Consider the following 22293-nt stretch of genomic DNA (forward strand, 5'->3'; position numbering starts at 1 on the left):
ACATCCTTCATGCGAAATAAGTGTCCCACATCGCGTTGCGGAACATGAGGTTCGGATCGTAATGGCGTTTGGCGGCGACGAAGGCGGCCGCGGCCGGGTAGGCCTTCTCCACCTGGTCGCGCCGGGCGTGCAGGCGATAGGGAAGATAGAAGGCGCCGCCGATCGCGGTCACCCGGTCGATCAGCTTCTCGGTGGTCTCGATCATGTCGACTTCGCCTTCCGGCGAGATCTCCTGGGAGAACGACATCACGGCCGCGATGCGGCGCACCGGCGCGATCGCAAGCGTCGGCGTCCTGTCCTCGGCTACGTAGCGCAGCGTGACATTCAAGAATTCGGCCCGCGACTTCGGGATGATCTCGCGGCAGGCGGCGAGGAATTCGTTGAAGCGCTCCGGCGCCACGAAATATTCATGCAGGATGTCGGTGCGGCGCATGTCCTTCTGCGCCAGGTTGATCACGGGCTCCGCCATCAGCGAGTTGCGCGTGGCGCGGCTGCCCGTGATGGTGGGGCCGATCCGCGATTCCATGAACCAGCGCAGGTTTTTCGCGACCTCCCAGCCGGTCTGCGCGCGATAGATGTCGTTCTGCAGGCCCGTCAGCTTTCCTGAGCTCGCGACCGGCGGCAGCAACGATGGCTGCGCGGCAGCCGGCCGATAGGTCACCATCAGCGCGTCGTCGAAGAAGCTTTTCCGCGACACCGACAGCCGGCCATAGGCCATCGCGAGCGTGCGGTCGGTGTCGATGGCGTGGGTGAAGGCTTCCGCGAAGCGCTCGGGCGCCATCCGCTCGAAGCGCGGCTCGAGCAGCAGGTTCGGCGTCATCTCGACATCCAGCTCGACGATGATCCCGAACAGGCCGTAGCCGCCCATCGCAAGGCTGAACAATTCGGGGTTCTCGCTGCGCGAGCACTGCATCAGCGTGCCGTCCGCCAGCACCATCCGGATCGCCTTCACCGTCGAGCCGAACGGACCATGCGGCACCGGCCAGCCATGGGCGTTGACGCAGAAGGTGCTGCCGACGCCGAAATCGCTGTTGGACTGCATCACCGAAGGCGAGAAGCCGCGCGGGTCGAGGCTGCGGATGACGTCCGACCAGCGGTTGCCGGCCGTGGTGCGGTAGGTGTTCGTCGCCGTGTCGAGCTCGAGCGGTCCGCTTTCGAGCGTGATCGCGGTGCCGTCGCGCGGCAGGCTCTGGCCGCCCATCGAGTGCCGCGCCACCGAGGCCGCGACGGTCCGGCGCCCGGCTTGTGCCTCCTTCAGCTCGGCGCGGATGCGCGCGACCAGCTCGTCGGTGGCCGACTTCGAGATCGTGACGTGTTTGGCGACCGGCGTCGGATTGAGCCGGCTGACGTCGTTGAGGACGGTGCGTTGCGCGGAGCGCGCGGGCGACAGGCGCGAAAGGACGATCGTGGCGGCGGCCGCGCCCAGAAATCTTCTTCTTGATTGCATTTTCGCGGTCGCTTCCTCTGCGACAATGGGACCGGGCGCTTCCTGCCGGCAATGCACTTCGGGGCACCCGGCAGGCCACGCTATTGTATAGCCTATGCTTTCAGATTGAAGTTTGATTAAACCGGATGCGCATCTTTCTGCGATTGACACGGCTCTGGCGAAACGCTCGCATTTGATCATTCAGCGCCGGCGCATGATTCGAAATCGATCGCGTCATGATCGAGGTATGGCGGGGGAAACCGAATGAGCGACTGGCTGCACAATCTGCCGGTGCCGTTGATGGCGGCCGCCGTCTTTGGCTTTACCTATCTGCTTGCCGCCGTGCTCTTTGCTGCCGTGATGACGCTCGCGGCCGGTGGACGGGCCAAATCCTTCAAGGCGATTTCTCCGGGCATGTTGCCGGTGCTTGGCATCATCTTCGGCCTGTTCGTCGCGTTCATCGCCGCGCAGGTCTGGAACGACAGTGATCGCGCCAGTACCGCCGTAAGCCGCGAAGCCAGCGCGCTCAGGGGTGTCGTGCTGCTTGCTGCGGGCCTGCCCACAGAGCAGGGAGCGCGGCTGCAGAATCTCGTTCGCGGCTACATCGAGCAGGCCGCCACGGTGGAATGGCCGATGATGGCGCGCCAGGCGGCTTCGCTGCGGCCGGCGCCTGCCGGCCTCACCGAAGCGCTGCAACTCGTCATCGCCATGACGCCGCAAGGCGCGGGCCAGCAGACCGCGCAGCACGAGATCATTGCGGCGCTGGAGACCGCGCTGGATGCGCGCCGGCAGCGCATCATCATCAGCCACGCCGAGGTCAATTCGGTCAAATGGCTTTGCCTGTATTTGCAGGCGCTCTGCGCCCTGTTCGCGATCGGCCTCGTGCATTGCGACGATCGGCTCGCCGCCGGCATCGCGATGGGGCTGTTTGCAACCGGCGTAGCGGCGTCCGTGCTGCTGATCGCCGCGCATGATCGGCCGTTCACCGGCCAGATCTCGATCAGCCCGGAGCCGCTGCGGCAGGTCATGCCGGACGCAACGGCGAGCCGGTGAGGCAAGCTGCGCTTCAGCCGGGCGATCCGGCCGGTCGATTCCCGGAATAGCGCAGCAGCAGGCGATGCGTCGGATAGAAGATGATCGCGGGCAGGCCGACCAGCAGCATCGCGAACCACAGCGGGCCCGGCATGAAGCTCTGCGCGGCGGCGTCGCTCAGGCCAAACACGTAGTTGATGTTCGCGGGCAGGTTGGGATGCGTGGCGGGCGGCGGTGGCATCAGGAAGTAGCAGATCGACAGCAGCACCCACGCGGCCACGGTCCATACCGCAAACGCCCGGCGATCATAGCCGAGCCGCCAGACCAGCCAGGCCAGCACGAAGGGCAGCCAGAAGTGGAAGAACGACAATCCACGGGTGAACAGCGGCAGCTTGGCGTCGAACATGTAGGCCGTCAGCCCGGTCAGCTCTATCCCGACTGCGGCGGCGAGAAAATCGACCACCCACAGCGCCTGCGGCAGCAGGATGCCGACGGCCGGCACCGATGCGAGCAGCGGGCTTTCCAGCCAGATCGCGGCGAGCGCGGTGAGCAGAGCGACATCGCAGAAATAGAGGAAGTTGGTCGGCCCGTAGACGATCAGATAGGTCGGTACCAGCACCGCGCAGAACACCGTGTAAGCCAGCTTGAACCAGAGCGGAATGCGCGCCTCGGGAATCGTGCTCACCGGCATTTTCTGTTATCGCCTTGTTCAAGTTGGCACGAAACTGTTCCGTGGCGATCGCGTCAATCGACCGATCGGCGATATTTGCGCGCAGCGTTAACAGAGGCTGACCGGCCCGCGCGGTCACGGCCGGCGACGCGCGCAGCCCAGGGCTGGGCAGGGCGGCTCGCAGGTCGATTGAGGGCGGCATAACCCACTTCCTTTCGCCGGCGCTGCATGTTTTGCTTCGCAGCGTTCATCCTCGCAGATGGAGGAAGCAATGGCCGAGAATCCGTATGACGGCGTGGAAGGTCGCCCGCTGCTCGATCTGGTGATCGCGGGCATGGCGGTCGTGGACAGCGATGGCACGCACATCGGAACCGTCAACAAGGTCGAAGGCGGACACCTCAAGATCGTCAGGCCCGATCAGCGCCCCCGCAATCAGCACGAATACGTCACGCCGGACTGGATCGCCGCCGTGGACGATCGCGTCCGGCTCAATGTCACGATCGATGAAGCAAAGCGTCTTTGGGCGACCGAGCCCTACGCCAGGCGGCATGGCCTCGAGCGTCCGAAGTGATCGGCGCGAGGGCTGATACGCGCTACCGCTGGCCCGTGCCCCGGACATCCGGATCGAGGGCTCGCCGGTGGCGCGCTCCGGACACTGGCAATTTATGATGCTGGTGTGGTTTTGGTTCGGAAGTTCTCTTGACGAACTCGCGGCGCAAATGAAGAGAACTTCCGAACCACCACACTAGTGTCCCGGACCCGAAGTTCGCATTATTTTGCGGCGGGCTCTTTTGCGAGCTTCGGGTTCGAAAGGACACTAGGCCGTGAACTCATAAAAGGCGGGTGGTCGCGGTGTTCGAGTGGCAATGGTCCTTTTGCTGGAGACCAAATTTCGGCTCAGAATGAACTGGTGCGCAGCCGACCCTCGTAATCACGTTTACCGAGCGGCACGCCTCGCGAGCGCAGGATGTTGTATGCGGTGACGGCGTGGAAATGGAAGTTTGGCAGAGAGAAAGAGAGAATGAAGGTCTCCGACGTGAAAGCAAGCCGTCGCGGGCCGATCTGGAGGTCTAGGTGCTTGCCCGCGCAGTCGTTAATCTCTTCGGGGACGAACGCCTCCAGCGCCGTTTCTGCCTTGCCGATCATTGCCTGTAGGTCAGTGAAGGGAACAGGTCCGACCAAGGCGGGAGGGGTGAACGCGCCGGTCTTGAGAGCCTCGACCCCCCACACGGAATGATGACATGCCGCTTCGATCTGAAAATGAAATGGTGCCATGTCGTCGAAGAGGCGGGTGTTCACGAAATTATCGGGATCGCCACCGGTATTTGAAAAGTGGGTGGCCGCACGGTCGAGAAAGCCTCCGACGGATCTTACGGTTTGCAGGAAGGTCGGCACGCTGAGGTCGTAGAGTGATGTCCGCATTGCCTTCCTCTCTCAAGCAATTTGAATCATAGTGAGCATGTGGCGTGATGGCTACAATGGCAAGGCAAGCGCGGTCATAGGCTGGCGGTCTTGCCCATTGGGTGGAGCCCTGATTCAGCATCGGCATGAGCCAATACGATCTGACCGACTTCGAGTGGCGCGTTATCGAGCCGCTGCTGCCCAACAAGCCGCGAGGCGTGCCGCGCGTCGATGACCGCCGCCTGCTGAACGGCATCTTCTGGGTATTGCGGTCGGGTGCACCGTGGCGCGACCTGCCGGAGCGGTATGGGCCGCGCACCACCTGTTACAACCGCTTCGTGCGATGGCGGAAGGCGGGCGTGTGGGATCGGCCGATGGATGCCATCACCATCGCGCACGACGGCGACATCCAGATGATCGACAGCACCTGCGTTCGGGTCCATCAGCAGGCCGCGACGGCAAAAAGGGGGGGTCGCCTCGATGCGGTTGTGGCTCCGAGCTTATGAGTCTACGGCCTAGCAAATTTATGATTCTAGTGTGGTTTTGGTTCGGAAGTTCTCTTGACGAACTCGCGGCACAAATGAAGAGAACTTCCGAACCACCACACTAGTGTCCCGGACCCGAAGTTCGCATCATTCTGCGGCGGGCTCTTTTGCGAACTTCGGGTTCGAAAGGACACTAGCAAATTTATGATTCTAGTGTGGTTTTGGTTCGGAAGTTCTCTTGACGAACTCGCGGCGCAAATGAAGAGAACTTCCGAACCACCACACTAGGTGCTCGGCATGTTGTTCCAGATGTCGCGATGCAGGCGCCACTGGCCATCACGCTCCCTGCGCCAGACGACGAGATACTTGGCCTTCGCCTGCCCGGACGTCAGCTTCAGGTCGGCTTCGCCGATTTCATTGGCGGTGTCGCCGTTGACCTCGAGATCGACGGTCTTGAGCGTGACATTGGTCAGCCCGAGTGCATCCGCGGCACTGCGCCAAAACCCCTCTATTGCTTTTCTCCCCGAAACGATCGGGGCATCGGGCGGCAGAAGCCTGGCATCTTCGGTGTAGAGCGCGGCCAGGGCAGCATAGTCCTTGCGCGCCACTGCTGCGCCAAAGCTGCGATTTGCCTCGTCGATGATTTGTCGAACCTCACCAGACTGCATGACGATCCTCCGGTTCCAGCGACGTTGGTGCACATACGATCACGGCGACGCAGCCGTTCTCCGAAACGGACAACACCAGATCTGCATCAGCCTCCCCGTCTTCCGCAGCAGCGACGATAGCGCACTGGTCGCCGGCTGCCAGCCCGCATTCAGCATGCTGGCGGCCGGCGGCGAGCCCTCTCGCGCCGATCTCCAGCGCTCCGTGAACCGCTAACGTTCATGTGATCACGCCGGACAACGGCTCCTTGTCCTTGTTGTGGCTGGATTTTTCGAGTTCCGCGAAAAGATCGCCGGAGGTTCGCAACCGGTGCACGGAATAGAAGCCGCGCCGCTCCGTCCCACCCTATGTAACCAGCTAGAGCGGAGCCCAGCATGAACCAACCGTCCTGCCGCAGGGTCGCAGCAACGCTGCACAACAAAATCCGATGCTTCAGGCCCGGCCTCGGCACAGCGATCTTCGCCGCGCGGGTGCTGAGCATGTTGGTATTGTCGCCGGTCGTGCTCGCGCAGGAATCTCACCATGCCGAAGCGCCGGCGGCGCAGAACGCCGACGAAGCCGCCTTCCTGAAGGAAAACGAGGCGGCCATGACCAAGATGATGAACGACATGGCGGCTCCGCCGACCGGAGATATCGATCGCGACTTTGTCGCGATGATGCACCCGCATCATCAGGGTGCGATCGACATGGCCGTGATCGAGCTGCGCTACGGCAAGAACGAGCAGCTGCGGCGCATCGCCCAGGAGATCATCGTCGACCAGATGCAGGAGATCGCGGCCATGAAGCTTGCGATCGGCGAGCCTGTCGCGGATTCCACGCCCGCACCGACGGGGCCGCAGGCCGGCCCTGCCGCGAGCGACCACCACCATTCGGGCATGCAGATGGACAACATGTCCACCGGAATGAAGAAATAGGAGCACGATATGAGGTTGCTGAAAGCGATTCTCCTCGCAGGCGCGGCGCTTGCGGCAAGTTTGCCTGCCTGGGCTGGACAGGCGCCCGGCGCGCTGTCTTCACCCAACATCCCGATCAGCCATCACGATCGTGTCTATGCGGCGGAGCAATTCTCGAACACGGTCTCCGTGACCGATCCGGTCGACAACAAGCTGCTCGGCCTGATCAGGCTGGGCGAGCCGCAGCCGGCCAACTTCAGCCCGCTCTACAAGGGGCAGGTTCTCGTCCACGGCATGGGCTATTCGCCGGACCACCGGACGCTCGCGGTGGTTTCGATCGGGTCGAACTCCGTCACCTTCATCGATACCGGGACCAACGCGGTCAAGCACGTGACGTATGTCGGCCGGTCGCCTCATGAAGCCTTCTACACGCCCGACGGCAAGGAGGTCTGGGTCACCGTGCGCGGCGAGAACTACATCGCCGTGCTCGATGCCGCCAGCTTCAAGGAGAAGACCCGCATCACCACGCCGAACGGTCCGGGCATGCAGATCTTCTCGCCCGACGGCAAGTACGGCTACATCTGCTCGTCGTTCAATCCGGAAACCGACGTCGTGACCGTCGCCGATCACAGGATCGTCGCGAAGGTGAAACAGGATAGTCCGTTCTGTCCGAACATCGCGGCTACGCCGGACGGCAAACAGGTCTGGTTCACGCTCAAGGATACCGGCAAGACGCAGGTGTTCGATGGCCGTCCGCCGTTCAACCTGCTCAGGACGATCGACACGGGCCCGATCACGAACCACGTCAACTTCGCCCACACGCCGAAGGGAACGTTCGCCTATGTCACCGTCGGCGGCCTGAATGAGGTCAAGGTGTTCAGGACCGATGATTTCTCGGAGGTCGCGACCATTCCCGTCGGCAAGCTTCCGCATGCGGTCTGGCCCTCGGGTGACGGTACGCGCGTCTATGTCGGCCTGGAGAACGACGATGCGCTTGCCGCGATCGACACGGCGAGCAACACGGTGATCGCAAACGTTCCGATCGGCCAGGCGCCCCAAGCGATCGCCTACGTCCCGAACGCGGCCCCGAACCCGGACGATCGCGGGAATCTGGAGCCTCTCGGCATTGCCGGCCAGGTCACTCACCTCATGCTTGGTCCGAAGGATGGTCAGAAGTCGACCAGTGTGTCGCTCTTCGATCAGGGTCTCATCCAGGTCGTGCAGGCGTCGGTGACGGGCCTGCAGCCGAAGCAGAAGTACGTGCTCGCTCTGGCCGAGCATGCGGACGGAAGCGGGTCCCTGCAGCCGCTGGCTGCCTTCATGACCAATCCGGCGGGCGCAGCCATCGTTAATGCCACGGGTCCGATCCGGCAGATCGTCGGACCCTCGGCTCAAGCCGACCGGCGCTATCTGGTGATCGCGCTCGGCGATGCGGCTGCGGTCGGCGAGCCGGTCCAGACCGAATCGCCATGAGGATAGGGTAAATGGCGGGACTACAGGAGAAGCGCCAGGGATGACGGACATGCTGGCGGAGGTCGAGCCACTGATCCCGGCGCTCCGCCGTTACGCGCGCGCGCTCGTTCGCAATCGCGCCAGCGCCGATGATCTGGTGCAGGACTGCCTGGAGCGCGCCGTCAGCCGCTGGTACCAGCGGCGGGACGGCAATGTCCGGGCGTGGCTGTTCTCCATCCTGCACAACCTCGCCGTCGATCACTTCCGCCGATCCGCGGCGCGCGGCCAGCATGTCGGGCTCGATGAGACGGCCGACAACGATATCGTTGCGAACGCGGCGCAGGAACAAGGCCTCATGTATCGGGATGTGCTGAACAGGCTTGCGCGGCTGCCCGAGGATCAGCGTGCCGTCCTGCTGCTGGTCGCCGTCGAGGACCTCTCTTACACGGCAGCCGCGAAGGTTCTCGACATCCCGGTAGGTACCGTGATGTCGCGCCTCTCGCGGGCGCGCGAGAGGCTCAGGCAGGAAATCGAAGGTGTTGCGGGCACGGCGGACAATGTCGTGCCGTTGCGGAGTGGGAAATGAACAACAGGCCGATCACGGAAGACGATCTCCACGCCTATGTCGATCACACGCTGGAGCCGGCGCGGCGGACCGAGGTCGCAACGTATCTCGATGGTCATCCCGAGGTCGCCAGACGCATCGCAGACTTCTCGGACCAGCGCGAAATCCTGCGTGCTGCGCTCGCTCCGATCGCCGATGAACCGATACCGGCTGCATTGAACCTGTCCCGGATCATCGAGAGCCGCCGGCGCCAGCAGCGGATGTCGACGCGTTGGGCGATGGCGGCGATGCTGCTGGTGAGCATCGGCATCGGCGGCCTCGGCGGTTGGGCCGCGCGAGGCTCGCTGCAACGTCCGCCCGGCGGACTGGTGGCACTCGCGCAGGAGGCTGCCGATTCCTATCGGGTCTACGCGCCGGATCACGTCCGGCCTGTCGAATTGCGCGCCTCCGACAGCGCGCAGCTTGTGCAGTGGGTTTCGAGCCGGCTGCGTCAGCAGGTCAAGGTGCCGGATCTGAGCACGTCGGGATACCGCCTGATGGGCGGACGCCTGGTTGCCACCGCGCATGGCCCGGCGGCGATGTTCATGTACGACGACGACCATGGCAGCCGGATCGTCGTTCTGACGCGCGCCATGAGCAGTGCGGACCAGAACGCCCCGATGACCGATCATTCGAAGGGCGACATCGCCGGATTTGCCTGGGCGGACGGCGGCGTCGGCTACAGCCTCGTGGGCCCGGGGGCGGCGGAGACGCTGCGGCCGGTCGCAAACGAGGTGCGCAGGCAGGCGCGCGCCATCTGAAATCGCTGGACATGCCGGCCTATCGGCCCGGCGGTGTCAGGGCCCACCCGGCGATTTCCGAGCCATGGTGTCGGCCGGCTTCAAGGCGTCCGGATTTCAATAATTGCACCGAGTGCAATGTTTTCTTTGAACCGATCTTTAAATCGGATCATTATCACTACATCAATCAATTGCACCGGGAACTGCGACGGTTCTGCGCGAGCGCCGGCGCCCAACATGGGCTTGCGCCGATGGCGTCGCATCGCCTTGGAGCAACCACCGGAGACCAGAAATGACTGCAATCCTTTCACTCGTTCCGCGCGCAGACCCGCGCGGCAGCGTGGCGATCGAGGAGACGGGCGCATGGAGCTGACGGCCACCACGCTCCTGATTGCTTTTGCCGGCGTATTCCTGATCTGCTTCATGAAGGGCGCGTTCGGCGGCGGCTTCTCCATTGTCGGCATTCCGCTGTTGTCGATCGTGATGGACCCGGTGACAGCCGGCGGCCTTCTCGCGCCGCTGTTCATCGCGATGGACCTGTTTGCGCTGCGCTACTGGAAGCCCTCGACATGGTCGAAACCGGACCTTGCGCTGCTGTTGCCGGGACTCGTGATCGGCATTGGGCTCGGCTATCTGCTGTTCCGCGTGCTGGACCATCGCGCCGTAGCGATCGTGATGGCGGTGACCACCCTGATCTTTGTCGGTCTATGGCTTGTCGGGGGCCCCGAGGTGACGATCCGTCCGCGTTCCTCGCCGAAGGCGGTCACGGCCGGTCTCGCCTCGGGAATCACCACGATGGTCGCGCATTCCGGCGGACCGCCGCTTGCGATGTATCTGCTGCCGCTCGGCCTCAGCAAGGAAGTCTATGCCGGAACGACGAGCCTGTTCTTCACTGTCGGCAACGCGACCAAGGCGGTGCCGTGGCTGCTGCTGGTGAGACCGGCGGGCAACGTCTGGATCGTGATGGCGGCTTGCCTGTTCGCCATTCCCACCGGCGTGTGGCTGGGTTGGCGACTTCACGGCACGCTGGACCAGCGTCAGATTTTCCGGGCCTGCTATGCATTGCTGGTCGTGACGGCGCTGAAACTATTGTGGGACGGCGTTTCCGGCTATCTCGGGTAGATCTGGATTGCGAGCTTTTCGCCACTGCAAGCATGTCAATTTGAAGCGGATTGATCGAGAGTAATCACGACCCTGGTGAAGTTGGCGGCTTCGAAACCGCCCTTGGGTCCTTGCAATGTAATGATCACGCCCTTGCTGTTCTTGAGCTGAATGCCGCCGGCGCCGTCCGCGCCGACCACGGAATAAGTGCCTGCGAAGTCGCCGGGTTCGTTGACGTGGTCAGCCCGTCCGGTGAGCTTCTTGATGGATGCTCCGGCGGTGAGGCCGAGAGTGAGCCCCTGAACAGTGAAGGGGTAAGCGCGTTGACCAAGGGTCAGAACACCCTTGCCTCCGCCGGCACTGAGCAAGAAGCCCGACTTGGCGACCGTCACGCGAACGGTGCCCGTGTGCGCGTGCAACGGGGTTGCAATGCCTGTCGCTGCGGCGATCAATAGAGCGATCCAGGCGATTCCGAGCTTCCTCATGACGTGCCCCTCGCTGCGCAGAATGAAAAAGCGTGGCGTGAGGCGGCAGCGGCGGCTTGATCTAGGTCAAGGGCAGCCCCTCCTGCGCAGGCAGGGTCATTGACCCTTGCAAGCAGAGTTGGAGATATGAACTGGCCACGCCTCCTATTGGGCATCGCAATCGCGCTGTCTGGTCAGCATGCCCTGGCAAAGAACCGTCTGACCGACCCCTTGAAGATTGCTCGGGAATGCAAGAGCGACGCTGAGCTTTTTTGCAAGGGAGTGCGTCCCGGGGGGCAGCGCGTGGTCGGTTGCCTCAAGGCGAGGCTAGCCGAGTTGTCGCCCGCGTGTTTGACCGCATTGAAGTCAACGGAATGAGGCAAGCAAGGGCGATCTCACGCTCGGGGTCCCCACAGCGGCCCGCTCTTTTTGCTGATCGCGGTGGGTGCGCTGGCCATTTGTCTATCCACTCGACTGCTTTTTCACTATCTGGAAGCCTCTGGCCTCCAGCTCCCGCATTATCGCCCTGGTCAGATGCGCGCATTCCTCCGGCATGATCCAGCTGGGACTTCTCCAATCGGGATCACCCTCTCTGGGATGGCTGTCAAAGGCCGAATGAATGGCCTGCATGATGGCGTCCGTCGGATCCGTCATTGGGACTCCGCGATGGCGGCACCGCCGTAACCGGTGTTGGTCATTTGGCGTAGCCGATCGGCAAATAGACCTCTCATTGTTTCGGGGATTGATCTGGATCAATGGGGCCGGATCGCAATCCGCTTTGGCTGGAAATGGAAGTGACTTCGCTGGGTTCCGAACAAGGATATTCGCAAGACGATGGAGCAGTCACCGTGAGCGAAGAAAGGAAAGCCGAGAAAACGCAAGCCCAGTTTCTGTCTGATGTCTTCGAAGGCGTGAAGGGTCATCGGCCAAAGTCGGATCAGGAACTCAACGAATGGCTCGCCACCGACGAGGGCCGGCAGGCGACGTTGTTTGAGCCCACACTAATCTCACGTTGGGGTGAAACCGGACACGCCTAGAACAGATTTTCCGCAATGCGCTGAGCGTGGCTCACCCCCACCGTGTCGCGTTCGCAGCGTGTCCGCGCTCGCGGCATGCAATTTCCATCCCGTGATGGCAATGGCCGCGGACACCGTCATTGTCACCGCCTGACACGTTCCTGTCGGAGTGTCGGCTTCTGCACAAGCATGACGCGGGCGCGCGAGATGAAAATATTTGTCGGATTCGAAGATATAAAGTCCGCGGTTGGCACCGAGATCGGTGCAAGTGAATGGATTGAAGTAACCCAGGATCGCATCAATCTGTTCGCGGAGGCGACCTGTGACGAACAATGGATTCACGTCGACCAGGAGCGGGCCGAGAAGGAGTTGCCGGGCGGCAGGACGATTGCGCACGGGCTCCTCTCGCTGAGCCTCGCTCCGATGTTCGTCCGCTCGGTCATGGGCCTCAAGGGACTTAGAAACACCCTGAATTATGGCGCGGATCGAGTCCGCTTCATTTCGCCCGTTCCGGTGGGAACGCGGATAAGAGGTCGAATTACCGTGGCCAAAGCGGAGGATGTGCCGCCCAACGGGCTGCGCGTGAATTACCACATGGTGATTGAAATTGAAGGTAGTCAACGTCCCGCCTGTGTCGCGGACCTTATCGCCTTGCACTACAATTGAAGCGAGTCCCTTGATCAAGGACAGTGTGCGCGCCGTCGACGACAACACATGGCGGTTGAGATTAGCCGCGATTCCGTTTTGCCCTTGGGCGATGCGCTGAAGCAGCGCGGCATGGCGCCGCACATCCACGAAAGTGCGGAGGAGGCGGCCTCACATGTGCGCAGCCTGGACGACAGGAAAGCTGGCTGAACGGCATGATGCCGCCGTCGCCTGGTGCCTGCGCATGTTCTGTCAAGTGAGATGATGGCGTGGTCACGGCCTCCGACTTTATTTCGGAAGGCATTCCACATTGAAGGCAATGATGATCTGCGCAGGGTCAGCCTTGCCTATGCTCTTCAAGTCTTCCAAACCACTCCTCAGCTTGGCTCCAGCATCCTTTAAGCTGCCCTCAAGTATCGATTTGGCCGCCCTGCATCGCTCTTCATTCGAGAACTCCTGAAACACCACTGTTGGGAGGAGCCTCCATTCCGCCCTGTCGTTTGTAGCGGCCGGGCTGACTGAGTAGGAGAAGACGTACATGAGGATCCACATCGGTGTGCTCCACTTGTGACGCGACGGCAGTGACCGCCTGCCGCCCCCGACGCCTCGGTTGACGAGACGGTCGCGCCTCGGAGAGCGTTAGGCTTGCAACCATTCGAGAGCTCCTTTGCGACGAAGGTATCGCGCTTGCCATCGAACGCGAGGACCCTTTCACCGCTTCTGCGGCCACGAGACCTGCCTTGCCGAACACTAAGCGAAGCGTGCCAGTATCTGCCTGCGAAGGGGTGGCAGTTCCGCTTCAGAGAAGTATCATGGACGCACCACCTTTCCCGTAAACCGAGTTCATCCGGCAACTCGCCGGCGGCAGCCATGCGCAGCCGGCGTCGGACTGGTGCGTTGATCTATGCGACGAAGGGAGACGGCGGCCGGCGGGCTGGCCGCCGTCCAGAGCACTCAGCACGAGTCAGTATTGATATTGATACTGGTTCGGGCAGACCCACTGGCCGTAGCTGTCGTAATAGCAGTTGCTGTTGTAGTTGTTGTAGTAGCCATACGCGCCTGCTGCGGCAGCTCCGACCGCAGCGCCAGCGGCTACGCCGCCCCAGGGATAGTATCGTCCGGGGTAACCTGCGACGGGACGACCCGGGTAACCTGGCCGCCCTGCGATGGGACGACCCGGGTAACCTGGACGGCCGGCAATGGGGCGACCAGGGCGACCGGCAATGGGGTGGGACGGACGAGCGCCGGCGAAGCGGTGACCACCTCCATGAAAGCGTCCGGCATGGACAGCACCACCGCGGAACCCGCCACCACCACCGCCACGGAAGCCGCCGCCGCCGCCACGTCGGGCGAGCGCGTCATCGGGGACCAGGGTAGCAACAACGAGTACGACGGTCGCTAGAGCGATGAGAGCATAGCGAAGCATGGCATTTCTCCTTGTCGATCGGAGTGCCGTGCATCGGCGGCCACCGGTGGGAACGCCGCCTTCATCAAAGGCGCGGCGCGTGCTCACGCGCGCAGCGGCACTCGATCGCACCGTCCGATGCTCGCCGGTATGCTGTTTGACATAGGTCAAGGGACTACGCTGACCCATCATGCGGAACCGAGTTCCGGGCCCAGGGTGCGTCCGCTCTCCGAGCCGTCCTTCGCGATTGAACCTGGGCAGCGGTTCCCCTGCGTGACGTCTGCTCGGCGATTTTCGTGAATGGCGGCGGGCACGCGCAGGTTGACAGCGCGGCCATCAGGGTTTTTATTCGGCGTACGGGGATTTTGCGATCTCCCCGCGAGGCGACATGCCCAAGAATCGCGTCCTGTAATCATTAGGGACGCAGCATGTCATCATATACCTCGATCTCACCCGACAAATTGTCTCGGCTGATCGGCACGGCAAACGCGCCGGCGCTCATCGATGTGCGCATCGACGAGGACTTCTCGGCGGACCCGTGCCTGATACCGGGCGCCATTCGGCGCTCGCATCTCGACGTCCAGGATTGGGCCGCGCGCATGACCGGCCAGTCCGTGGTCGTCGTGTGCAACAAGGGCCAGAAGCTCAGCGAGGGCACCGCAGCGTGGCTGCGCTGCAGTAACGTTGCGGCAGAAATCCTGGAAGGCGGTCACGCCGGCTGGAGGCAGGCGGAACTCCCCACCGTCCCGGCGGACAGGATTCCCAGGCGCGATGGGCGCGGTCGCACAGTCTGGGTCACGCGATCACGGCCGAAGATCGACCGCATCGCATGCCCGTGGCTGATCCGCCGCTTCGTCGACCCCACTGCCGTGTTCCTTTTCGTCACGGCCTCGGAAGTCGAGGCGGTCGCCGAGCGTTTCGAGGCGACGCCGTTCGACATCGAAAACGTGTTCTGGAGCCATCGCGGCGAACTCTGCACCTTCGACGTGATGGTCAAGGAGTTCGGCCTCTCGACGCCGTCGCTCGAGCGGCTTGCGACGATGGTGCGGGCCGCGGACACGGCGCGGCTCGATCTTTCCGCGGAGGCGCCCGGATTGCTCGCCGCCTCGCTCGGCCTTTCACGCATGTTCGACGACGACCTCGAACAATTGGATGCCGGCCTTCTCCTCTACGACGCGTTCTACCGGTGGTGCCGCGACGCCACCAGGGAAACGCACAACTGGCCGACCAACAAGGTGAAGCCATGACCGACCTCGCGGCAAACCAGAAGGTCGGTGCGCAGCAGCCGGCGCACGGCATCTCGTTCAACGAGGCGCTTGTCGTCTGGATGCGGGTAGCCATTCTCAGTTTCGGCGGGCCGGCCGGCCAGATCGCGGTGATGCACCGCATCCTCGTCGAGGAGAAGAACTGGATTTCGGAGGGGCGTTTCCTGCACGCCCTCAACTACTGCATGCTGCTGCCGGGGCCGGAGGCGCAGCAACTCGCCACCTATATCGGCTGGTTGCTGCACCGGACCGTCGGCGGCATCGTGGCAGGAGGACTGTTCATCCTGCCCGGCGTCTTCGCCATCATGGGACTGAGCTACATCTACGCCGCCTACGGCAATGTCGGTTTTGTCGAAGCCCTGTTCTTCGGTTTGAAGGCGGCGGTTCTCGCCATCGTGATCCAGGCGGTGGTCCGGGTCGGCAAGCGGGCGCTCCGCAATCCGGTCATGATCGCGCTGGCGGCGATTGCCTTCGTCGCGATCTTCTTCTTCGGGGCCCCGTTTCCGGTCATCATCCTTGCCGCCGCGGCCATCGGCTTCGCGGGTGCCCGGCTGGGCAGGCCGGAGTTCGCGGCCGTCGAGCACGGCGGAAAGAGCTCGGCAGCTATCGACAGCATGCTGGGCGAGGCGGTGCCGGATCACGTTCGGCCCAGCACGTCGCGAACGCTGCGTGTAGGGGCTGTCTGGCTTGCGCTCTGGCTGGTTCCCGTGTTCGCGCTCCTCATCGCCCTGGGGGCGGACAACGTTTTCAGCCAGATCGCGATCTTCTTCAGCAAGATGGCCATGGTGACATTCGGCGGGGCCTACGCCGTGCTGGCCTACGTCGCGCAGCAGGCCGCCGAATACTATCACTGGGTGAGCCCGCGGGAGATGCTCGACGGTCTCGGCATGGCGGAGACCACGCCCGGGCCCCTCATCATGGTCGTCCAGTTCGTGGGCTTCATGGCCGCGCTCCGCGAGGCGAGTGGGCTATCGCCGATGCTGGCCGGTACGCTGGGCGGGTTGCTGGCGACGTGGGTCACCTTCACGCCTTGCTTCCTCTGGATCTTCGTGGGTGCGCCCTACATCGAGGCTCTGCGGGGCAACAAGGCGCTCGCCGGCGCTCTCTCGGCCATCACCGCCGCTGTCGTCGGCGTGATCCTCAATCTGTCGATCTGGTTCGCGCTGCACACGCTTTTCCGCCAGACCTTTCCGGTAAACCGGTTCGGCCTGTCGTTCGACGCACCCGTGCTGAGCAGCATCGATCCGCCGGCTCTCGTCCTGTCGATCGCCGCGGCCACCGCGATCTTCCGCTTCAATGTCGGGATGCTCGTCGTGCTCGCCGCGTCGTGCATCGCGGGCGTCCTGTTGCACCTGGCGGGCGTCATCTAGGGAGCAAGGCCGGCAGGCGGACTTCACCTGGGGCTGGGACACGACCAGGAGAACGGACACGCGAGAGGACAAACTGCCTTCTGCAGCCTGCGTCCGCACTCCCTGGCGAACACGATGGAGCTAGCATGATGAGATCGATAGCGATTGCCTGGGCAGCCGTTCTATTGCCGGGCATGGCGATGTCTGCGCCGGTAGATGTCGGGCAGGCGACACTGGCAGAGCAGGGGACCGGCATCCTACTGGTCCAGGGTGCGGCCGCCGTGACCGAGACGTTGCGCGGCATCGTCGACAGCGTTGATCAGGGCAACGACACGATCAGGATCCGGCTGTCTCAGACTGCGACCGAGCAGTTCAAGGTCCAGGACGGCCTGATCTTCAATGCGGTCCGCTTCGGGGATCCCGTCAGGGTCTCGGTGCAAAACATCTCCGGCTTCAGGACCATCGTCGGGCTCTCGAAGGAATAGTCCGGATTCGCACGAGCGGCGGGCCAGATAATTTCGGAAATCAAGCTTCAGGGAGCAGTTCAATGCGGCTTGCGCGCCGCGCTCGACAAGACGGCAAGCACGAAAAGCTGACATAGCAATTTCAGGATTCGGGGGATCCGCGACCTCCCCCTCAGATGGGTGTCCATCCAAGTGCTCGCCGCCTCGTTTTGGGGGGATGATCATATGGATGGGCCTGTCTTCACGCTGTTCGCTCTTGCCGCCCTCGTCGGCGGCTTTGTCAGCGGCTTTTCCGGCTTCGCCATGGGCCTCGTCGTATCGGGTGTTTGGCTGCACATCATCACGCCGATGCAAACCGCCACATTGATCGCCGGCTATGGCCTGCTCACACAAGGCTATGGCATCTTCAAGCTGCGCCACGTCCTCGACTTGCGGAAGGCCTGGCCTCTCGCACTTGGGACCGTCATCGGCATACCGATCGGTGTCAGCATCCTCGCCTACCTGAATCCGAGCCATTTGCGCTTTGGCGTTGGAGTGCTGCTTGTGCTCTACGCAATCTACGGCCTGTCGCGGCCTGTGTTCGCTCCGATGAAAATCGGAGTCGGGACCGACATCGCCATCGGCGTGTCAAACGGCCTGCTCGGTGGTCTGACGGGGCTCGGCGGCGTGATCTCAACGATCTCTTGCCAATGGCGCGGCTGGCCCAAGGATGTGCAGCGTGCCGTATTTCAGCCGGTGCTGTTCATAGCATTCGTGGTCATCTCGATGTCTCAAGCCGCTGCCGGCACCATCACCAGGGATACGCTGGCGCTGTACGCGCTGGGCGTTCCATTCATGGTCGCTGGCCTTTGGTCGGGTTTCAAGCTGTTCGGAAAAATCGACGACGAGACGTTCCGCAAGGCCGTGTTGGCGCTTCTGCTGCTCGCGGGGCTGTCGCTTGTCGTGTCGGTGATGCCGTTGCCATCTGCAAGTATAGAGACCGATTGTAGCAAACCGTGTTGACGGCGCTCTTTAGCTCCGTTTATGGCACTTGTCGGACCTGACGGATCAAGCTGGCGATGTCCGTCTGCGGGCTGAAAACGGACTTCCGAATTGCGCGAGCCGATGTCTGGAAACGACCCACAACCGACATTGCGCGTGGCCTGCCGTCGCGGTAGCAATTACATCGCGCAACGGTAGAAAGTCAGTTGCATTCCCGCGAAATCCGGATCTTGGAAAATTCGGGACACGCTGTTGTCGCTCAGGATTTTGATTTGCAGATCAATGCTCGACGCCATGATTTCCGAGGCGCACGCAGCATGAAGATCGATGGTATCACCCGACGCTTTCCTCGACTTGATGGTGCATCGGGCGGCTTTGCCTCTGATCTCGTTTCCGGCAGCAACAAAGCCGCCACCGAACTCTTCGGAGAATTGCGCAAAATTGATTTGATCGCCTTTTTTGACGAAGACCTTACCGCACTGGTCGGCGCTCGTCGCCCAGGCGCCAGTCAAATCGAAGGCCTGCGCCTGCGAAGATAGCAGAAACCCGCTGCAAGCCAGCAAGACGCCCAATCCGGTCGATCGGCTCGAGTTGAACATCGCTTCAGCTCCTTTCAATGGGGATCAGGGCCGCCTTGGTTGCCGCGGCTCCAACTGTGTGCCCCGGCCTCCTGGAAGACAGGCGTCCCTTTTGGTCCTCTTGACGGGTGCGATTTGCGAATGCCTCCTAGCACGGACGATACGGATAGTATCCACAGCGATAAGCCCCGTAAGCTCCCGTGGCAGCGGCGCCGACCGCGGCAGCTCCAACGCCTACCGCCACTCCACGGCGTACGGCTGCACCACGGTACACGCCACGGTGATAGACACCCGCGTGGTAACCGCCAACGCGACCGACGCCAACGCCCCTTCGGTATGCGAAGGCGTCAGTCGAAAAAGTCGCGATACAGGCGATGCCAACGATGGCGGATGCAGCAAGCGAAATAAGGGTTCGACGCGACATGACTGATCCTTTCTCGGGCTGACAGTTCGTGCTTCGAACCAAGTCAGCCCGCCGTTCTGATCGTGGATGCCGTAAAATCCTAGCCCGGTCTGTCAGCCTGATCTGAGCAAAATTGACCAGCGGCAGCGAACCGGATGTGATCGGCTATAGGTCAGCGGGCCGCGCGGGCGCTCGAAGGGCGAGATCAAATGGGGAAGCGGTGCTGACCGGGATTCCCAGCGTCTAAAGCGCAAGGCGACTGAACCGCCATTCTCTGTTATGGTTGCATTGCTGCAGCCATCACGGTCTTGCCGCGTTGGGGGGTGACGAGCGTGGTTTCGCTGAAATTGCCACTGTGGCTTCGTTTCATCCTGCTGCTTGGCCTCGCAGCACTCGCCTCGGGCGCAAGCCTGCTTGCCTATCGGTATTATACGCGTCCGACAACGCTGAGCGTGGCGGTGGGCTCGATCGACGGCGAGGCTGCCAAGGCAATGTCAGCGATAGCGGCCGAGCTCGTTTCGACGAACGCGCCGGTGCGGCTCAAGGTCATCGACAGCGGCACCGCGCTCGAGGCCGCTAACGCCTTCTCCGCGGGTAAGGTCGATCTCGCCGTGGTTCGCGGCGATGTCGGTGACTTGTCGCAGGCGCAAGCCGTTGTCGTCGTCAGCCACATGGTCGTACTGATCATCGCGCCGCCCGGATCATCGATCGACAGCATGGACAACTTGAAGGGACGCACGGTCGGCGTGGTTGGCGGAGCAGCGAACGCCAAAATTATCGACGCGTTGACCAAGGAATATGATCTGGCGAGCGCAAAAGTTGCGTTCAAGAACCTCGCTTTGACAGATGTCCGGCAAGCCGTTCAATCAAAACAGGTCAGTGCTCTGCTCGTCACGATCCCGCTCGCCGAAAAATACCTCTCGCTCGTTCGCGGATTTTTTCAGCTCGACCATAGAAAGGTCCCGGTACTGATCCCCATCGAGTCCGCGGCAGCAATTGCAGAGACCGAACGTGCCTTTGAAAGTTTCGACGTCCCGAAGGGCACTCTACGGGGATCGCCGCCGGTTCCGGAAGACGATCTGACAACTTTGAGGACCTCGCTGTACTTGGTTGCGCACAAGAAGCTCGGCACTGATCTGGTAACCCGACTCACACAAGCGATTATGAGCGTGCGCAGGGATCTTCTGCGCGAGCAGCCGCTTTTCGCGCAGATCACCGCGCCCAGCACCGACCAGGATGCCTACCTTCCGCTGCACCCTGGAGCGGCAGCCGTCTACAACAGCACCACGCAGAGCTTTATGGATGAGTACGGCAACTGGATCTATCTCACGCCAATGATACTGGGGGGCGCGGCCACCGTGCTTGCCGCGGCCTGGAAGTTTCTTGGGCTGGGCAGCTCGAAAAGTGAAGGCCCGCTGGATTCTCTCTATGCGCTGGGACGCCGAATCCGCAGGGCCGCAACCGAGGCCGAGCTGTCGGATATCGAGGAAGAAATTGACGGCATTCTCAAAGCCCAGCGCGCCAAAGCCGCCGCCGGCGACGAGAGCGCAGTGGATGACGCGACGCTGAATGTCGCCGCCCATCGGCTCGAAAGCTTGATTCACGATCGACGAACGGTGCTTGCAAAGAAACCTGCCGTCGTTTCTGCAGCCTAAACGACAATCCAAGAAGAAAAGTTATGAAAATATGAATCGTTTCAACTCTGCTGACGGCAAGCTCCATCGCTTTTAAGCTCGATGGACACAAGCGCAGTCGTCTGCGCGTGCGGGTCTGAACGCAACATCCGAGACTTGAGCTAGGATTTCCCGCCGATGTCCACTTTCAGGGGAAAGGCGGACATGCGGCGACGACACCGGAACGTCGCCTTTTTGAACCCCAAACAGACATCGCTAGGTACGAGTGTCCCGAATCCGAAGTTCGCATCATTTTGCGGCGAGCTCTCTTGCGAACTTCGGATTCGAAAGGACACTAGCAAGCTTATGATCCTAGTGTGGTTTTGGTTCGGAAGTTCTCTTGATGAACTCGCAGCACAGATGAAGAGAACTTCCGAACCACCACACCAGGCCGTAAACCCATAAATCTGCCGGGCGGCGGCGTGCGAGGTCCGCTATGCCCCGATAGCCGACTTATTGTTGCACAGCAGCGCAACGACGCTTTGTGCCATTACCGGAAGTGAAAAGCTTTACTCAATCACCTCGTCGGCAGCGACCAGCAGGTCCGGCGCGTTTCCCTAATTGTGGTGGCGGACGGCATGGCGCCTACGGAACGTTTGGTTCTGACCGCGCGAAACGGAACGGATGGGATTTTTGTGCGTGTTTAAATTGAAGCCAACGACTCCGCACTAAGTATGCGGCATTGGCCGCCAGTCGTCGTGAAGCCCTCCAAACTTCCATCGATTGGACCGCGTCCATCATGCGGCGCCAATATTGATATCCCCAAGCAAAAGCTGGGATCGACAGGAGCTTCTCTCGATTTAGTTGAAACAGCTGCTCGACGAGCGTGAGCTTCAAAACTTCCGCTGCGATAAAGATAACGGCGCCGGCGAAAAAATGACCGGTCCCAATCAAATACCCCGCTAAAGGCTTTGCCGGCTCCAGGATGATAACCGGCACGGCGAAAAGCGCGAGCGAAGGATACGGCCGCAAAGAAACGATCCAGAGTCGCGCTCCCTCGAAAATCTTCTTTTTAGCAATCCAAACGGTCACCGGTTGCGTGACGTGAGAAAATACGCCGTCGACAATGAAATACACGGTGGCAAGGATGAAAACAGGTGTGTTCCAAACGCGGGCCATGAAATCCTCCGCTGAGTCAAAGCGAAGGCGATCAATGCGTTCCAAGTTCCGCGAGGCAAATCGCTATGCCTCTCTTAACGGAACAATGGATTCTGCATATTTAGGAGGCCAATATCACTCCTATCGACTGCAATAGGTGCTTTATCCTCGGATAATTGAACACCGGTAGGCCCCGGCTAAGCCAACCTAGCTAAGCTAGGGCGTGAACCCATAGATTCAGAGTGGTCGGCGGATGTCCGCTTTGGTGCGCATTCCGAACTCTGGTCGGACATCGCGTGAGGTCCGAAAAGGGCCACAAGCAGACATCGGCACCTGATCGATCACCTCGTTAGCGCGCAGTAGGAACGATCCGAGCGCGTCGTTGACGACGTAAAGTGCATCCGCGCGACCACTGAGCGATGAGCGGCACCACGTGCCGCAGCGGCGGTGAGGCCCCCGCTCGGCCCGCAGGTGCGGCAACT

General features: G+C 61.9%; 23 protein-coding genes and 1 pseudogene. 15 read left to right on the top strand and 9 right to left on the bottom strand.

The annotated features are described in order from the left end of the window. Positions 1–7: 7 nt before the first annotated feature. Positions 8–1447: an FAD-binding oxidoreductase gene (locus QOU61_RS05635; protein ID WP_289657135.1), complete on the bottom strand. Its 1440-nt coding sequence runs from the start codon at positions 1445–1447 to the stop codon at positions 8–10. A gap of 243 nt (positions 1448–1690) precedes the next feature. Between QOU61_RS05635 and QOU61_RS05640 the strand changes: the two genes are divergently transcribed. Further along, entirely contained in the window at positions 1691–2479 is a 789-nt protein-coding gene (locus QOU61_RS05640) for a bestrophin-like domain (RefSeq protein WP_289657136.1), read from the top strand. 13 nt (positions 2480–2492) lie between these two features. Here QOU61_RS05640 and QOU61_RS05645 read toward each other — a convergent pair whose 3' ends face one another. Continuing rightward, on the bottom strand, positions 2493–3143 hold the full coding sequence (locus QOU61_RS05645) for a hypothetical protein (RefSeq protein WP_289657137.1): 651 nt from the start codon (positions 3141–3143) through the stop codon (positions 2493–2495). 256 nt (positions 3144–3399) lie between these two features. Between QOU61_RS05645 and QOU61_RS05650 the strand changes: the two genes are divergently transcribed. Beyond that, complete coding sequence (locus QOU61_RS05650; RefSeq protein ID WP_289657138.1) at positions 3400–3699, top strand: DUF2171 domain-containing protein; 300 nt, start codon at positions 3400–3402, stop codon at positions 3697–3699. Positions 3700–4025: 326 nt separating this feature from the next. Here QOU61_RS05650 and QOU61_RS05655 read toward each other — a convergent pair whose 3' ends face one another. Then, complete coding sequence (locus tag QOU61_RS05655; protein ID WP_289657139.1) at positions 4026–4550, bottom strand: DUF1993 domain-containing protein; 525 nt, start codon at positions 4548–4550, stop codon at positions 4026–4028. A gap of 125 nt (positions 4551–4675) precedes the next feature. Here QOU61_RS05655 and QOU61_RS05660 point away from each other — a divergent pair. Then, a pseudogene (locus QOU61_RS05660) lies at positions 4676–4999 on the top strand (IS5 family transposase); the annotation flags it as partial. Positions 5000–5298: 299 nt separating this feature from the next. Here QOU61_RS05660 and QOU61_RS05665 read toward each other — a convergent pair. Next, on the bottom strand, positions 5299–5682 hold the full coding sequence (locus QOU61_RS05665) for a YybH family protein (RefSeq protein WP_289657140.1): 384 nt from the start codon (positions 5680–5682) through the stop codon (positions 5299–5301). Between the two features lie 477 nt (positions 5683–6159). On the opposite strand from QOU61_RS05665, the gene QOU61_RS05670 reads away from it, so the two are divergent. The 4 genes from QOU61_RS05670 to QOU61_RS05685 are packed head-to-tail and all read left to right on the top strand — an operon-like array spanning position 6160 to position 9390. Beyond that, positions 6160–6594: a DUF305 domain-containing protein gene (locus tag QOU61_RS05670; RefSeq protein ID WP_502877010.1), complete on the top strand. Its 435-nt coding sequence runs from the start codon at positions 6160–6162 to the stop codon at positions 6592–6594. A gap of 9 nt (positions 6595–6603) precedes the next feature. Beyond that, on the top strand, positions 6604–8046 hold the full coding sequence (locus QOU61_RS05675; protein ID WP_289657142.1) for a YncE family protein: 1443 nt from the start codon (positions 6604–6606) through the stop codon (positions 8044–8046). Between the two features lie 40 nt (positions 8047–8086). Further along, positions 8087–8611 carry a sigma-70 family RNA polymerase sigma factor gene (locus QOU61_RS05680; protein WP_289657143.1) on the top strand — a complete coding sequence of 175 codons (525 nt, stop codon included), beginning with the start codon at positions 8087–8089 and terminating at the stop codon, positions 8609–8611. Beyond that, a complete protein-coding gene (locus tag QOU61_RS05685) occupies positions 8608–9390 on the top strand; it encodes an anti-sigma factor family protein (protein ID WP_289657144.1) in 783 nt (260 codons plus the stop codon). Before QOU61_RS05680 ends, QOU61_RS05685 begins: the two co-directional genes overlap by 4 nt. 80 nt (positions 9391–9470) lie before the next feature. Here the strand turns inward: QOU61_RS05685 and QOU61_RS05690 are convergent, their stop codons facing one another. Further along, on the bottom strand, positions 9471–9671 hold the full coding sequence (locus QOU61_RS05690) for a hypothetical protein (protein WP_289657145.1): 201 nt from the start codon (positions 9669–9671) through the stop codon (positions 9471–9473). Positions 9672–9732: 61 nt separating this feature from the next. Here QOU61_RS05690 and QOU61_RS05695 point away from each other — a divergent pair, with 61 nt between their 5' ends. Beyond that, positions 9733–10491: a sulfite exporter TauE/SafE family protein gene (locus QOU61_RS05695; protein ID WP_289657146.1), complete on the top strand. Its 759-nt coding sequence runs from the start codon at positions 9733–9735 to the stop codon at positions 10489–10491. Between the two features lie 35 nt (positions 10492–10526). On the opposite strand, the gene QOU61_RS05700 is transcribed toward QOU61_RS05695, so the two are convergent. Then, on the bottom strand, positions 10527–10955 hold the full coding sequence (locus QOU61_RS05700; RefSeq protein WP_289657147.1) for a hypothetical protein: 429 nt from the start codon (positions 10953–10955) through the stop codon (positions 10527–10529). Positions 10956–11689: 734 nt separating this feature from the next. Between QOU61_RS05700 and QOU61_RS05705 the strand changes: the two genes are divergently transcribed. Beyond that, positions 11690–11971, top strand: coding sequence for a hypothetical protein (locus QOU61_RS05705; RefSeq protein WP_289657148.1), 282 nt, complete (start codon positions 11690–11692; stop codon positions 11969–11971). Between the two features lie 186 nt (positions 11972–12157). Then, positions 12158–12616: a MaoC family dehydratase gene (locus QOU61_RS05715; protein ID WP_289657149.1), complete on the top strand. Its 459-nt coding sequence runs from the start codon at positions 12158–12160 to the stop codon at positions 12614–12616. Between the two features lie 267 nt (positions 12617–12883). On the opposite strand, the gene QOU61_RS05720 is transcribed toward QOU61_RS05715, so the two are convergent. Beyond that, the gene (locus QOU61_RS05720; protein WP_289657150.1) at positions 12884–13147 is read right to left on the bottom strand and encodes a hypothetical protein; all 264 of its coding nucleotides are present in this window, start codon (positions 13145–13147) and stop codon (positions 12884–12886) included. Positions 13148–14428: 1281 nt separating this feature from the next. On the opposite strand from QOU61_RS05720, the gene QOU61_RS05730 reads away from it, so the two are divergent. The 4 genes from QOU61_RS05730 (at position 14429) to QOU61_RS05745 (ending at position 18080) form a co-directional block, all read left to right on the top strand. Beyond that, a complete protein-coding gene (locus tag QOU61_RS05730; protein WP_289657152.1) occupies positions 14429–15247 on the top strand; it encodes a chromate resistance protein ChrB domain-containing protein in 819 nt (272 codons plus the stop codon). Beyond that, positions 15244–16635, top strand: a complete 1392-nt coding sequence (gene chrA, locus QOU61_RS05735) for a chromate efflux transporter (RefSeq protein ID WP_289657153.1) — start codon at positions 15244–15246, stop codon at positions 16633–16635. Before QOU61_RS05730 ends, chrA begins: the two co-directional genes overlap by 4 nt. A 125-nt stretch (positions 16636–16760) precedes the next feature. Next, positions 16761–17099, top strand: a complete 339-nt coding sequence (locus QOU61_RS05740) for a hypothetical protein (protein WP_289657154.1) — start codon at positions 16761–16763, stop codon at positions 17097–17099. Between the two features lie 204 nt (positions 17100–17303). Next, positions 17304–18080, top strand: coding sequence for a sulfite exporter TauE/SafE family protein (locus QOU61_RS05745; protein ID WP_289657155.1), 777 nt, complete (start codon positions 17304–17306; stop codon positions 18078–18080). A 158-nt stretch (positions 18081–18238) separates the two neighbouring features. Here the strand turns inward: QOU61_RS05745 and QOU61_RS05750 are convergent, their stop codons facing one another. Beyond that, positions 18239–18658, bottom strand: a complete 420-nt coding sequence (locus QOU61_RS05750; RefSeq protein WP_289657156.1) for a hypothetical protein — start codon at positions 18656–18658, stop codon at positions 18239–18241. Between the two features lie 714 nt (positions 18659–19372). Between QOU61_RS05750 and QOU61_RS05755 the strand changes: the two genes are divergently transcribed. Continuing rightward, on the top strand, positions 19373–20695 hold the full coding sequence (locus tag QOU61_RS05755) for a TAXI family TRAP transporter solute-binding subunit (protein ID WP_289657157.1): 1323 nt from the start codon (positions 19373–19375) through the stop codon (positions 20693–20695). 603 nt (positions 20696–21298) lie between these two features. Here the strand turns inward: QOU61_RS05755 and QOU61_RS05760 are convergent. Continuing rightward, positions 21299–21832: a hypothetical protein gene (locus QOU61_RS05760; protein WP_289657158.1), complete on the bottom strand. Its 534-nt coding sequence runs from the start codon at positions 21830–21832 to the stop codon at positions 21299–21301. Between the last annotated feature and the right edge of the window lie 461 nt (positions 21833–22293).

The organism is Bradyrhizobium sp. NP1, assembly GCF_030378205.1.
Classification (GTDB): domain Bacteria; phylum Pseudomonadota; class Alphaproteobacteria; order Rhizobiales; family Xanthobacteraceae; genus Bradyrhizobium.

What these genes read in the sequence shown, in the direction of transcription:
- QOU61_RS05635 (WP_289657135.1), bottom strand. Translation starts at nt 1,447, where the DNA reads ATGCAATCAAGAAGAAGATTTCTGGGCGCGGCCGCCGCCACGATCGTC.
- QOU61_RS05640 (WP_289657136.1), top strand. Translation starts at nt 1,691, where the DNA reads ATGAGCGACTGGCTGCACAATCTGCCGGTGCCGTTGATGGCGGCCGCC.
- QOU61_RS05650 (WP_289657138.1), top strand. Translation starts at nt 3,400, where the DNA reads ATGGCCGAGAATCCGTATGACGGCGTGGAAGGTCGCCCGCTGCTCGAT.
- QOU61_RS05655 (WP_289657139.1), bottom strand. Translation starts at nt 4,550, where the DNA reads ATGCGGACATCACTCTACGACCTCAGCGTGCCGACCTTCCTGCAAACC.
- QOU61_RS05665 (WP_289657140.1), bottom strand. Translation starts at nt 5,682, where the DNA reads ATGCAGTCTGGTGAGGTTCGACAAATCATCGACGAGGCAAATCGCAGC.
- QOU61_RS05670 (WP_502877010.1), top strand. Translation starts at nt 6,160, where the DNA reads ATGTTGGTATTGTCGCCGGTCGTGCTCGCGCAGGAATCTCACCATGCC.
- QOU61_RS05675 (WP_289657142.1), top strand. Translation starts at nt 6,604, where the DNA reads ATGAGGTTGCTGAAAGCGATTCTCCTCGCAGGCGCGGCGCTTGCGGCA.
- QOU61_RS05680 (WP_289657143.1), top strand. Translation starts at nt 8,087, where the DNA reads ATGACGGACATGCTGGCGGAGGTCGAGCCACTGATCCCGGCGCTCCGC.
- QOU61_RS05685 (WP_289657144.1), top strand. Translation starts at nt 8,608, where the DNA reads ATGAACAACAGGCCGATCACGGAAGACGATCTCCACGCCTATGTCGAT.
- QOU61_RS05695 (WP_289657146.1), top strand. Translation starts at nt 9,733, where the DNA reads ATGGAGCTGACGGCCACCACGCTCCTGATTGCTTTTGCCGGCGTATTC.
- QOU61_RS05700 (WP_289657147.1), bottom strand. Translation starts at nt 10,955, where the DNA reads ATGAGGAAGCTCGGAATCGCCTGGATCGCTCTATTGATCGCCGCAGCG.
- QOU61_RS05705 (WP_289657148.1), top strand. Translation starts at nt 11,690, where the DNA reads ATGGGGCCGGATCGCAATCCGCTTTGGCTGGAAATGGAAGTGACTTCG.
- QOU61_RS05715 (WP_289657149.1), top strand. Translation starts at nt 12,158, where the DNA reads ATGAAAATATTTGTCGGATTCGAAGATATAAAGTCCGCGGTTGGCACC.
- QOU61_RS05720 (WP_289657150.1), bottom strand. Translation starts at nt 13,147, where the DNA reads ATGTGGATCCTCATGTACGTCTTCTCCTACTCAGTCAGCCCGGCCGCT.
- QOU61_RS05730 (WP_289657152.1), top strand. Translation starts at nt 14,429, where the DNA reads ATGTCATCATATACCTCGATCTCACCCGACAAATTGTCTCGGCTGATC.
- chrA (WP_289657153.1), top strand. Translation starts at nt 15,244, where the DNA reads ATGACCGACCTCGCGGCAAACCAGAAGGTCGGTGCGCAGCAGCCGGCG.
- QOU61_RS05740 (WP_289657154.1), top strand. Translation starts at nt 16,761, where the DNA reads ATGATGAGATCGATAGCGATTGCCTGGGCAGCCGTTCTATTGCCGGGC.
- QOU61_RS05745 (WP_289657155.1), top strand. Translation starts at nt 17,304, where the DNA reads ATGGATGGGCCTGTCTTCACGCTGTTCGCTCTTGCCGCCCTCGTCGGC.
- QOU61_RS05750 (WP_289657156.1), bottom strand. Translation starts at nt 18,658, where the DNA reads ATGTTCAACTCGAGCCGATCGACCGGATTGGGCGTCTTGCTGGCTTGC.
- QOU61_RS05760 (WP_289657158.1), bottom strand. Translation starts at nt 21,832, where the DNA reads ATGGCCCGCGTTTGGAACACACCTGTTTTCATCCTTGCCACCGTGTAT.